At 64.2% G+C, this 11,401-nt stretch carries 9 protein-coding genes and 1 pseudogene; 4 read left to right on the forward strand and 6 right to left on the reverse strand.

Annotated elements, in window-relative coordinates:
• Positions 1-93: 93 nt before the first annotated feature.
• The 3 genes from ACB039_RS19195 to ACB039_RS19205 form a co-directional block, all read right to left on the reverse strand.
• Positions 94-834 carry a dienelactone hydrolase family protein gene (locus ACB039_RS19195; RefSeq protein WP_371166235.1) on the reverse strand — a complete coding sequence of 247 codons (741 nt, stop codon included), beginning with the start codon at positions 832-834 and terminating at the stop codon, positions 94-96.
• Positions 835-981: 147 nt separating this feature from the next.
• Positions 982-2,220: a uracil-xanthine permease family protein gene (locus ACB039_RS19200; protein WP_041205344.1), complete on the reverse strand. Its 1,239-nt coding sequence runs from the start codon at positions 2,218-2,220 to the stop codon at positions 982-984.
• A 381-nt stretch (positions 2,221-2,601) separates the two neighbouring features.
• Entirely contained in the window at positions 2,602-4,311 is a 1,710-nt protein-coding gene (locus tag ACB039_RS19205; RefSeq protein WP_005328846.1) for an NAD-dependent malic enzyme, read from the reverse strand.
• A gap of 269 nt (positions 4,312-4,580) precedes the next feature.
• On the opposite strand from ACB039_RS19205, the gene mobA reads away from it, so the two are divergent.
• Positions 4,581-5,195 carry a molybdenum cofactor guanylyltransferase MobA gene (gene mobA / locus ACB039_RS19210; RefSeq protein WP_371166236.1) on the forward strand — a complete coding sequence of 205 codons (615 nt, stop codon included), beginning with the start codon at positions 4,581-4,583 and terminating at the stop codon, positions 5,193-5,195.
• A pseudogene (gene mobB, locus ACB039_RS19215) lies at positions 5,192-5,677 on the forward strand (molybdopterin-guanine dinucleotide biosynthesis protein B); the annotation flags it as partial. The gene mobA and the pseudogene mobB, both read left to right, overlap by 4 nt.
• 507 nt (positions 5,678-6,184) lie before the next feature.
• Here the strand turns inward: mobB and ACB039_RS19220 are convergent.
• From ACB039_RS19220 to ACB039_RS19230, 3 genes are all read right to left on the reverse strand, one after another.
• Positions 6,185-7,558, reverse strand: coding sequence for an HD-GYP domain-containing protein (locus ACB039_RS19220; RefSeq protein ID WP_182788244.1), 1,374 nt, complete (start codon positions 7,556-7,558; stop codon positions 6,185-6,187).
• Positions 7,559-7,645: 87 nt separating this feature from the next.
• On the reverse strand, positions 7,646-8,203 hold the full coding sequence (locus ACB039_RS19225) for a DUF3332 domain-containing protein (protein WP_226172031.1): 558 nt from the start codon (positions 8,201-8,203) through the stop codon (positions 7,646-7,648).
• A gap of 161 nt (positions 8,204-8,364) precedes the next feature.
• Positions 8,365-9,660, reverse strand: coding sequence for a methyl-accepting chemotaxis protein (locus tag ACB039_RS19230; RefSeq protein WP_371166237.1), 1,296 nt, complete (start codon positions 9,658-9,660; stop codon positions 8,365-8,367).
• A 167-nt stretch (positions 9,661-9,827) separates the two neighbouring features.
• Between ACB039_RS19230 and ACB039_RS19235 the strand changes: the two genes are divergently transcribed.
• Positions 9,828-11,165, forward strand: coding sequence for a tape measure protein (locus ACB039_RS19235; RefSeq protein WP_371166238.1), 1,338 nt, complete (start codon positions 9,828-9,830; stop codon positions 11,163-11,165).
• A gap of 1 nt (position 11,166) precedes the next feature.
• On the forward strand, positions 11,167-11,401 hold a 235-nt coding region (locus ACB039_RS19240; RefSeq protein ID WP_371166239.1), incomplete at its 3' end, for a hypothetical protein.

The raw sequence follows: 11,401 nt of genomic DNA on the forward strand, positions 1-11,401 counted from the left end.
AGCGCCACTGAACTTCTGCTGACCCGGCCAGCAAGGAGTGGGGCCCCGCAACAGATGAATGGCATGACCCCTTGCCCGCCGCCGCTCACCGCCCTACCCCTTGGTCACCTCGCCGAGAAACTCGGTGAAGCGCCGCCAGGACTTGGCATCAGCATCGCTGCGGTAATTGTCCGAGCCAAAGACGCTGAAGGCATGGGGGGCGCCGCTATAGCTGGTCGCCTCATGCCTGATGCCGGCGCTCTCCAGCTCGGTGATGAGCGCCGCGAGCTGACCCAGCGACACCGCCTGATCCGCGCTGCCATGCTGGATCAGCAAGCTGGCCCGGGTCTGCTTGTAGTCCTGTCCGGCCGGGGTCTCCAGCCCCCCATGCACGCTGACGACCCCCTTGAGGCTGGCGCCGCTGCGGGCCAGCTCCAGCACGGCGGCGCCGCCAAAGCAGTAGCCGAGCGCCACCGCATTGTCGAGCCGCCCTCCCTGTTTTCCCGCCTCGGCGAGCCCTGCCTGCAACAGCTTGCGCATCTTGGCCCTGTCCTGATAAAGCGCCCCGGTCAGCTTCTTCTTCTCCTCCATGGCGGTCGGCCTGATCCCTGCACCGAACAAGTCCACCGCGAACACGCTGTAACCGAGCGCCACCAGCATCTCGGCCCGCTTGATCTCGTAGTCGTTGAGCCCGTCCCAGTCATGAACCAGCACCACCAGGGGCGCCTGTTTGTCGGCGGCGGCCAGGTAATAGCCCTCGAAGGGTTGACCATCGACCTGGTAGCGCACCGCACCGGCCTGGGCCGCGCCCCCCCAGATGAGCCCAATCAGGGCCAGGATCCATCTCGTCTTCATCTTCGTCTCCTTGACTGTGAACAACGCCCCTGATTGTAGTCGCCAGGCCGAGCCACGATGAGGCAAGGCCCTCCGACCGGGAGCGACAAAAGCAAGAGGCCACCCTGGGGTGGCCTCTTGGCATGGTAGTGGCTGACGGGTCGTCACTCAGTCCTTGGCCGACTCCATCGCACCCTCTTCGGAGTGCTGGGGCAGAATGAGGTTCAGCAGGATCGCGGCCACCGAGGCCAGGCCGACACCGGCCAGGGCGAAGTCACCTATCTTCATCTCCAGCGCACCGACCCCTACTGTCAGGGTCACGGCCACGATGGCGATGTTGCGGGACAGCCCCAGATCCACCTTGGACTCCACCAGGGTCTTGAGACCGATGGCGGCGATGGATCCGAACAGCAGCAGCATGATGCCACCCATCACCGGCATGGGGATGGAGGTGAGCAGGGCGTTGAACTTGCCAAAGAAGGCCAGAATGATGGCGAACACCGCAGCCCAGGTCATGGTGACCGGGTTGAAGTTGCGGGTGATCATCACGGCGCCGGTCACTTCTGCATAGGTGGTGACGGGAGGGCCACCGATGAAACCGGCGAAGCAGACGCCGATGCCGTCACCGGCCAGGGTGCGGTGCAGGCCCGGGTTCTTGGTGTAGTCCTGCCCGGTCACACCGCCGATGGCCAGTACGCCACCGATGTGCTCGATGCAGGGGGCGATGGCCACCGGCAGCATGAAGAGGGCGGCAGCCCAGTTGATCTCGGGGGTTTCGAAGTGGGGCAGCGCCAGCCAGGGGGCATTGACCATGCCCTCGAAACTCACCTGACCCATCAGCACCGCGGCCACATAACCGGCGATGACGCCGGAGAGGATGGGGATGAGCTTGATCCACCCCTTGCAGAACACGGCCGCAATCAGCGTGACAGCGAGCGAGATCCCCGCCAGAGTCAGCGCGGTGGCAGGGGCCACCACCTGCTCGGCCCCGGCACGGCCCATGGCCATGTTGCAGGCCACCTGGGCCACCGACAGGCCGATCACCATGATTACCGGACCAATCACCACGGGGGGCAGCAGCTTGTGCACAAAACCCATGCCCCGCACGCGAATGAGGGCCGCCAGGATGAAGTACATGAAGCCGGCGGCAAACAGACCGAACATGGTGGAGGGCAGGCCCCAGGTCTGGGTGGCATAGATGATGGGGGCGATGAAGGCGAAGCTGGAGCCGAGGAAGATCGGCACCTGGCGACGGGTGCAGAGCTGGAACAACAGGGTGCCTACACCGGCGCCAAGCAGGGCCATGGAGGGGTTCAATCCGGTGAGCAGGGGCACCAGAACCATGGCACCGAAGGCGACAAACAGAATTTGCAGCCCGGCGACACTTTGCTTGACCAAGGAAAACATGGGTATCCTTAATTTTTTGATAACTGACAGGGATAATTGACACTTTTCAGTTATCACAAGACTTTTTCAAGGCATGAAATGAGCCTGTTGGCGTCATTTGTTACCTTTTACTGCTTGGGGAGGGCATGAAACTGGCTTTTTAGGCGGGATTCGTTGCTACAAGCATCGAGTATGCGATTTTACGCACTTTTGTGGCCGACGCCAATCGTTTTTCTGGCCGGGTGTGATGACAAGGTTTTCAGCCCGGGCCATCACCCAGCGCCTGCGTCGGGAGCTGGGCTCAAAAAAGTGCAGCATCCACCGACCATGGTCCCGCTGTGGTCGGTGGACACAAAAAAACGGGGTGGCTGGCGCCACCCCGTCGAGTTTTTCGACACCCCGTCAGACCCGGCGGTAGGGCAGATAGACAGGCTCCCACATGTGGCTCAGGAGGTGCTGCTGCAGATCCTGGCCGATGAGCGGGTGGGAAGGATCCTTGCGCACTATGTCTTTGAGCACCGCGGTCGCCACGTGCACCGAGATGCTGCGCAGCTCGCTGATCCTCGGGTAGACGGTGCCCCGGGCGAGATCCGCCTCATCCACGCACTCCGCCAGCGCGAAGGCCGCGGTGGTGAAGATGTCCGGGCTTATCTCGCGGATCTGGCTGACGATGGCGGCCAGCCCCACACCGGGGAAGATGAAGACGTTGTTGCCCTGCCCGATGCGGTAGCGCTGCCCCTCGAACTCCACGTCCTTGAACGGGCTGCCGGTGGCGACGATGGCGCGGCCCTGGCTCCAGCGATAGATGTCTTCCGGCAGCGCCTCGCAGTTGGCGGTGGGATTGGAGAGGGGGAACACCATGGGGCGCTCGCAGTGGGCCAGCATCAGCTGGATGTGCTCTTCCTGGAAGGCGCCACCGGCCCCGCTGGTGCCAAGCAGCACGCTGATGGGCACGTGGCGCAGCACCTCGGTCAGCCCGGCCTTGCCCTGCAGATCCCACTGGGCCAGCAGCAGGCCCGGCTTGGCGTAGCGGCGCTTGTATTCGTCCAGCCCCTCGCGGTTGTCGCACACCAGTCCCTGGGTATCCAGGATGTAGATGCGATCCCGGGCCGCCTGCGGGTCAAGCCCCTCGCGGATCATGCCGGCGCAGATCTGATCCGCCACCCCGACCCCGCCGGCCCCGGCGCCATAGACCAGGTAGTTCTGCTGGCCCAGGGTCTCACCCTTGGACTTGACGGCGCCGATGATGCCCGCCAGCACCACGGCCCCGGTGCCTTGGATGTCGTCGTTGAACGAGGGCAGCGTCTGCTGGTAGCGCGACAGATTATTGAAGGCGTTGGACTTGCTGAAGTCCTCCCACTGCAGCACGGCGTTGGGGAAGTGGCGCTTGACCCCGGCCACGAACTTGTCGATGAAGTCGTCGTACTCCTTGCCACGAATGCGCTTGTGGGGCTGACCCAGGTACATGGGGTCATCCAGCAGCGCCTGATTGTCGGTACCCACATCCAGCGCGATGGGCAGGCAGCAGGCCGGATGGATGCCGGCCCCCAGGGTATAGAGGGAGAGCTTGCCGATGGGAATGCCCATGCCCCCCACCCCCTGATCGCCGATGCCGAGGATCCCTTGGCTGTCGGTCACCACTATGATGCGTACCGCCTTGGCGTCCATGTGGCGCGCCAGCGAACCCATGTCATCGACGTTCTTCGGGGTGATGTAGAGGCCGCGCGGCTTCTGGAAGCGGTGGCTGAACTCCTGGCACGCCTTGCCCACGGTCGGGGTATAGATGTAGGGGGTCATCTCCTCCACGTGACGCGACAGCAGGGCGTAGAACAGGGTCTCGTTGCGATCCTGCAATGCCCGCAGGTTCTGGTACTTCTCGATGTCGCTGCAGGCGCTCAGGAAGCCCTGATAGACCCGATCCAGCTGGGCTTCGAAGGTCTGTACCTGGGGCGGCAACAGGCCGTCGAGCTCGAAATCGGCGCGCTCCTGTTCGGTGAAGGCGGTGCCCTTGTTGAGATTGCGATCGTTGAGCAGATCGGTGCCTGTCAGTGCAACGGGGCGAAAGTCCTCTCCCTGTGCGTCTTTCCACAGCAGATATTGTCCGGTAGCCATAGTCATTCTCTTTGATTTACATGAAGTTGCCATTCGGCAGGAGAGCAAGACTCAGATTGCAGGGGATCATATGACGTTTGGGGATTCGGTTTTGTGAGCTTGGGCATACCCTGCGGCCAAAGCCCCCTCTCCTGCCTGGCTCATGGCCGCCGGGCTTGCCCTGGCGAGGCGCTTGGCGCAAGATCGGCGGACATTCGATGCCGCGAGCCCCTTTGCAACAGCGGACCCCTGCTGCGCGGCATGCCACCCCTATCGATCTCTGGAGCCCCATGAGCCGCAGCGACCCCACCTTCCCCGTCTCCGCCGTGATCCTGGCCGGCGGCCGTGCCACCCGCATGGGGGGCGACGACAAGGGCTGGGTGCCCCTGGCGGGCCAGCCCCTGGTAGCCCATGTGCTGGAGCGCCTGCGCCCCCAGGTGGACGAGGTGCTGATCAACGCCAACCGCAGCGAGGATCGCTACCGGCAACTGGCCCCCGTCATCGGCGACGAGCAGGCCGACTTTCAGGGGCCGCTGGCGGGCATGCAGGCCGGCCTGGCCGCAGCCCGCCACGACTGGGTGCTGTTTGTCCCCTGTGACGGGCCCGCCCTGCCACGGGATCTGATGACCCGCTTTCGCGCTGCCCTGACGCCGCAGACCGAACTGGTGGTGGCCCACGACGGGGAGCACCTGCAACCCGTGATCGCCCTGCTGCACCGCAGCCTGCTGCCCTCCCTGCAACGGGCGCTGGCAGAGGGAGAGCGCAAGACCGGGGCCTGGTTTGCCCGCCACCGGATGACGGTGGTGCCCTTTGCCGATGCGCCGGATGCCTTCATCAATCTCAACAGCCCGGCCGAGCTCGCCGCCTACGAGGCGAGTCTGCTGGCGGGCGGAGACACACCATGAGTGCCCTCCCCCTGCTCGGCTTCGTCGCCTGGAGCGGTACCGGCAAGACCACCTTGCTGGAGCGACTCATCCCCCTGCTCGGCCAGCGTGGCCTGCGGCTTGGGGTGCTCAAGCATACCCATCACGACTTCGACATGGACAAACCCGGCAAGGACAGCCATCGCCTGCGCCAGGCGGGAGCCCGGCAGGTGATGGCGGCCTCCGACCGGCGCCACGCCCTGATCTGCGAGACCCCGGAGGGCGAGCCCACTCTGGAGGCGCTGCTGGCCCGTTTCGACCGGGACCAGCTCGATCTGCTGCTGATCGAGGGGTTCAAGCATCGCCATTTTCCCAAGATTGAGCTGCACCGCGGCGCCATCGGCCGGCCGCTGCTGTTCCCGGATGACCCGGACATCGTCGCCCTCATCAGCGATCGGCCTCAGGCCACGACGCTGCCCCAGTTTCGTTTCGAGGATCTGGATGCCATCGCCGACTTCATCTGCGCCCGGCTGCCCATCCGGGACGCCCAGCCCCCTCTCCCGCCGCTGCGCCTGCTCGCCCGCGCCCAGGAGGCTATCCCCAATCCGGCGGGGGAGACCTGCCTGCCCGGCTACCTCACCCAGGATGCCGACGGCTGCTTGCTGGTCCGTCCGGCAAGTGCTGTCATGCCCTCTGCCCTGCCTGCGGCCAACTGCCTGATCGAATGCTCCACCAACTCGGCCATTGCCCCCGGCGAGCGGGTCCGGATCCGCCTCTTGTCGGGGGAGTAGCAGTCGCGGCGACCTCCCACACGAGAAGTTCGACCCGACATGAGATGGTGCCGCCCGAACACAGCGCTCGCCCGCGTCACTCTGCCGAGCTAAAGCCATCAGTAGCGGCTCGCCAACCTGTCCCCTGCTTGGGCTGGAATACTCCCCCCGCAGCCAGCGCCCCAAAACAACACACCCCGCAATGCGGGGTGTGTGTCTGTCTTTGCATCTGGCCGCTTGGCCATGACGGCGCTAAAGGCCTTAACCGGCCTGCGCCAGCGGCTGCTCGGGACTGAGGTAGATGGAAAAATCCCGGATCCCCGCCTGCAGGGCGGCGAAACAGTCGGGATCGATGGCGGTGCCCAGATGCTCGGCCATCATCTCCAGCGCCTGGGGCACCGGGATGGCCCCGCGATAGGGACGCTTGGCGGTAATGGCATCGAAGATGTCGGCAGTGGTGATGATGCGCGTCTCGAGCGCGATGTCCGCAGCGCTGAGCCCCTTTGGATACCCCTTGCCATCCAGGCGTTCATGATGGGCCCCCGCCACTTGCGCCAGCTCCTCGAAGGCGCCAATCCGGCTCAGGATCTCCTCGGTATAGGCGGCATGCATCTGCACCGCGGCCCACTCCTGCGCATTGAGCTTGTCCGGTTTGTCGAGAATGGCGTTGCTCACCCCAAGCTTGCCCACGTCATGGAGCAGGGCACCCCGTTTGAGCCATCGCCGCCTCGATTCAGACAGCCCCATCTGAGCGGCAATGATGTCGGTATAGAGCGCGACCCTGCCGCTGTGGCCCGCGGTGTATGGACTCTTGGAGTCCACCACCTGACCGAAGGCCGCCGCTATCTCGTCCAGATAATCCTCATCCAGCGCTACCTCCCCCTGACCGGCCGGGTGGTCGAAGACCCACTCGGTCAGCCTGGGGTCGGTCAGCCCTTGCCAGAAATCGTCGTCGGCAAGCGCTTCAAATTCGCTGACCAGGGCGGGATCAAACCAGCTGCCGCTGCGCTCGCGCAGCTCCCTGAGCGCAGCATCCGGCCCTGCGGCGGCGTGAAACACATCGACCACCTGGCAGAGCAGGGCAATGCGGGAGAAGAGAGGGATCCTCTCGCCAGCCAGTTGCAGTGGCCGCCCCTTGCCGTTCCAGTGTTCATCGAGGGAGAGAATGCCTGCGGCCACCTCGTCACTGAAGCGCAGCTGGCGAGCGATGTCCGCCCCCCGATGACAGCGGGTCTGGATAAGTTCGTTGGCTATCTGATCGCCGTTGCGAAAGATATGGAACAGGCTGCGAAAGCGCCCCAGCAGGTCCGTCTGCAAGCCGGTGTGACCCAACACGAAGTTGACCACCTCGGAGAGGGAGCCATCCACCAGCTTGAAGTCGCGCTTGAAGTGAAGATCGTCGGTGAGGTAGAGCTCGCAGATACGGGCGGCATTGCTGCTGCAACCCAGATCCTTGAGCAGGAGCGTGTAGTAGAGATCGTGGCGTTGCCGGGCATCCAGTCCCAGCCGCTCCCCCAGACGAGAACCTATCCAGCAACAGCGGATGCAGTGCCCTCTGGGTTGACCCTCCGTCATGTCCAGAGCATGACTAAGGGAACCAATCAACTCTGCCAATCGCAAACCCCTCACCGTCATAACCTGCTTCCTTGGACGTCATGGCGATCTTGCCAGCAGCTTATGTATACCCTTTCCAGAGAAGAAAAGATCAGGATCCTGAGGAACTTAAACGTCAGCCTTACCTGAGCTTGCCGTTTCGTCCAACTGCTGGCGGGTCAGGGTCGAGACCAGCTTGTCGTCCAGATAGATCTCCAGCAGTTCGCCGCGCATCTCCCCCCGCATCATGTCGCGATGGCCGTCGATGTAGTGGATCTCCATCTGGGCCGTGCGCTCGTCGGGGTAGCTCACCTTCACCTCGCGCACCCCTTGCGGCAGCATGGCGAGCGGCACCTTGTTGAGGGCCGGATCCAGATGCTGGTTGACCTTGATCACCGCATCGGCCTTGTGATCCACCAGCGCCGGGGACTTGCCGGTGATCGGGTTCTTGCCAGACCAGAATTCGATGGTGTTGAACACGAACAGATCCGCCGTCGCCGCCAAACCATAGACGGGGGAGAGCAGGACGAAGACACCGGCACGACCGTAGCGATTGTCCACCACGCTGAGGTTGCCCTTGGTCACCATGGAGGAGAGGCCCATCTGCCCCATGCAACCGCCGAGCCCCATGCTCGCCACCGTCCCCAGCAGCAGGGCCAGGGCCCTGCCTTTCTGTCGTACTGCCATTGTTCTCTACCTGCTCATTGAAAAAAGAGGCGGCAGCCTAAACAAGGCGGCGGGGCGCCACAATTCACAAGGGCGGGGTCGTACAGCCAGGGTTCAGCTTGAGTGCTCGTTCGCTCACTCTTTTGGCGATCTCGCCAGACGGTGTCGTCAGGGACGACGACTCAGATGGAGAGTGCCGAGACCGTCTGCGAGACCCGGCTCGCCTCCCGGTGGATGTCGCTCATCAGCTTGTCCACCTCGCTGATTTGCTGCTTGCCGAGTTCGGCGCTGCCCGCCACCCCGGCCATGTCGTCGGTCACCCTGGCGGTCAGCTCGCGGTTCTTCTGCACCACCTTGGCTATCTCGCCGGTGGAGAGGGAGGTGCGGGCCGCCAGTTGGCGCACTTCGTCGGCCACCACCGCAAAGCCCCGTCCCTGCTCCCCCGCCCGCGCCGCCTCGATGGCCGCGTTGAGGGCCAGCAGGTTGGTCTGATCGGCAATGGCACTGATGGTCGAGACGATGGCCTCGATGCTCCTGGACTGCTCGTTGAGCTGAGTTATGAGGGCGATGGCCTGATCCACCTGGGCGGCGATCAGAGAAGAGGTATCGACCACGGCGCGCAGCAGCTCGGCACCGGCCTCGGCGCTGCTCAAGGTCTCCTGCGCCGTGCTGTGGGCGAGGCGGGCCGCTTCCCGGGTGGCGTGGTTCTGCTCAATGCGGGCCGTGATGTCGCTGGCGAACTTGACGACCTTCACCACCTTGCCGTTCTGATCGCGAATAGGGTTATAGGTGGCCTCCAGCCAGACGGAATCCCCCCGGCTGTTGTGGCGCATGAAGAGGCCGGACTTGAACTGGCCACGGGCCAGCTCCTCCCAGAATGTGGGCTGCTCGCTCAGGAATACCTCGTCACAGAAGATCCTGTGATGCTTGCCCGCAATCTCGTTCAGGCGATAGCCCATGGCGTCGAGGAAGTTGGCGTTGGCACTGATGATCTCGCCGCTCGGGGTGAACTCTATCATGGCCCGGGAACGGTCCAGCGCCTGGGACAGCGCCTCCAGGTGTTGCAGCCGCTGATGCCGGGCCGTCACATCGCTGGCCATCTTCACTACCCGGGTCACCCTGCCCTGTGTCTTTACCGGGAAATAGCTCGCCTCGAGCCAGCGCGTCTCCCCCTGCCGGTTGACCCGCTCGAAGATGCCGGACTGCACCTCCCCCTGGGCGAGGCGGCGCCAGAACTGCTGATAGTCGGTGGAGCCGGTCCAGCCTTCGGGGCAGAGCAGGCGGTGGTGGTGCCCCAGCAGCTCGCTCGCGCCATACCCCATCAGGCTCAGGAAGGGCTCGCTGACCTCCAGGATCTCCCCGTCCGGGCTGAAGATGATGGTCGCGGCGCCGTCCTTGATCGCCTCGACGACACTCTGCTGCTCATCGAGCCGGGTCTGACAGGCCAGCAACTGCGCCTTGAGTTTGTGATTGAACATGACACTCCTACCTCGTTGACGATCCGGAGCGGCACCACAGCCTGACCCCAATGACTGTATCGGCACCGCCAGTCCCAATATGAGTATTTAGATGACTTTGGGCCATGGGGCGCGCAGTGCATAGAGGCACTTGGGGTATCTAGGAAAGTAGGGGCGATTCATGCTCCATGTCCACCTCTTCCACCCTCAAACTCGCCCTAGAGCTGGCGGCCAAGGTCACCGGCCGTGAGGACTTGGCCGCGCTGGCGGGGCAGGTACAGGAGCTGGGGCCTCTCTCGACCGAGACCGCAGCCGAGACCGAGCGACTGGCGCAAACCCTGGAAACCCTGACTCAGCAGCAGGAGCTGATCGCTCAGTTCGAGGCCAGCGGCCGCGCCCTGACCCAGCTCGAACTGGCCACCATACTCTCCCGGGATAAGTTGGCCGAACTGCGCCGCGAGCAGCAGGGGGCGGCGGGTAGCGCTCGCCAGCTCACCGACCAGGAGCGACTGCTGGCTTCCGAGGTCAAGCAACTGGAGCGCCAGCTGATTGCCCAGCACAGCGAAGTTGGCCGCCTGCGTGGGGGCCTATCCCAAGCTGGGATCGATACCCGCAACCTTGCCCAAGAACAGAACAGACTGCAGCGGGAGCTGCGCGAGAGCGCGGCCCAGACCGAGCGGCTGGGGCGCTCGCTGGTTCAGGGGGCGCAAGGCGCTGGCGGCTTCCAGGGGGCCATCGGTAGCCTGACCGGCCGCCTGGTGGCCATGGCCGGTACCTGGTTCGGTATCCAGACCCTCACCACCCAACTGATGGCCATGTTCCAAACCGGCGATCAGGCCGAGCGGCTCAATGTACAGCTCAAGGCGGTGATGGGGTCGATTGCCGGTGGCAAAGAGGCCTCTGCCTGGATCCAGGACTTCGCCAAGAACACCCCGCTGCAGCTCGACGAGGTGACCCAGGTCTTCGTGCGCCTGAAAGCCTTTGGTATCGACCCCATGAATGGCGCCATGCAGGGCATCGTCGATCAGGCCTACAAGCTCGGCGGTGGCTTTGAGGAGGTGCAGGGCATCTCCCTGGCCCTTGGCCAGGCCTGGGCCAAGCAGAAGCTGCAGGGGGAGGAGATCCTGCAGCTTATCGAGCGCGGTGTGCCGGTGTGGCAACTGCTGGAGCAAGTCACCGGCAAGAACACCGCCGAGCTGCAGAAGCTCTCGGAAGCCGGCAAGCTTGGCCGTGACACCATCCAGGCGTTGATGAACGAGATCGCCGCCCAGTCGAGCGGGGCGTCGGCCAACAACATGAGCCTGCTCTCGGGGCTTATCTCCAACGCCCAGGACAACCTGGCCAAGTTCTACCGCATGGTGGCAGAGAACGGGGCGCTGACCTGGCTCAAGAACCAGCTGGCCCAGCTCAACGCCGAGTTCGACGCGATGGCCAAGGATGGTCGCCTGCAGGCGTGGGCGCAGCGCCTCTACGATGGCTTGATCGCCATGGGGGTGACCCTCAAGTCGCTGATCCAGACCCTCTAGAGTGGCGTACCGCACTGACCATCATGGCGCAAGCCTGGGTGGGTCTGAAAATCGCGGCCTGATAGCCGATCTGCGCGGTCTCTATGGTCAGTTTATTGCCCTGCCTGCCGCGACCGCCACGGCGTCGGCGTCGGCCGGGGCGGCCATCGGGAGCAGGCTGCAGGAGGCGGCGGTCAAGGAACTGGTGACCGATGAACACGCAATGGTGAAAGGCGATTTATCTTTCTTCTGGGGCA

Source organism: Aeromonas sp. S2(2024) (genome assembly GCF_041402505.1).
GTDB classification, from domain to species: Bacteria; Pseudomonadota; Gammaproteobacteria; order Enterobacterales; family Aeromonadaceae; genus Aeromonas; species Aeromonas media.

Excerpts from the sequence above, each read along its gene's own strand:
- ACB039_RS19195 (WP_371166235.1), bottom strand. The coding sequence starts at position 834 with ATGAAGACGAGATGGATCCTGGCCCTGATTGGGCTCATCTGGGGGGGC.
- ACB039_RS19200 (WP_041205344.1), bottom strand. The coding sequence starts at position 2,220 with ATGTTTTCCTTGGTCAAGCAAAGTGTCGCCGGGCTGCAAATTCTGTTT.
- ACB039_RS19205 (WP_005328846.1), bottom strand. The coding sequence starts at position 4,311 with ATGGCTACCGGACAATATCTGCTGTGGAAAGACGCACAGGGAGAGGAC.
- mobA (WP_371166236.1), top strand. The coding sequence starts at position 4,581 with ATGAGCCGCAGCGACCCCACCTTCCCCGTCTCCGCCGTGATCCTGGCC.
- ACB039_RS19220 (WP_182788244.1), bottom strand. The coding sequence starts at position 7,558 with ATGACGGTGAGGGGTTTGCGATTGGCAGAGTTGATTGGTTCCCTTAGT.
- ACB039_RS19225 (WP_226172031.1), bottom strand. The coding sequence starts at position 8,203 with ATGGCAGTACGACAGAAAGGCAGGGCCCTGGCCCTGCTGCTGGGGACG.
- ACB039_RS19230 (WP_371166237.1), bottom strand. The coding sequence starts at position 9,660 with ATGTTCAATCACAAACTCAAGGCGCAGTTGCTGGCCTGTCAGACCCGG.
- ACB039_RS19235 (WP_371166238.1), top strand. The coding sequence starts at position 9,828 with ATGTCCACCTCTTCCACCCTCAAACTCGCCCTAGAGCTGGCGGCCAAG.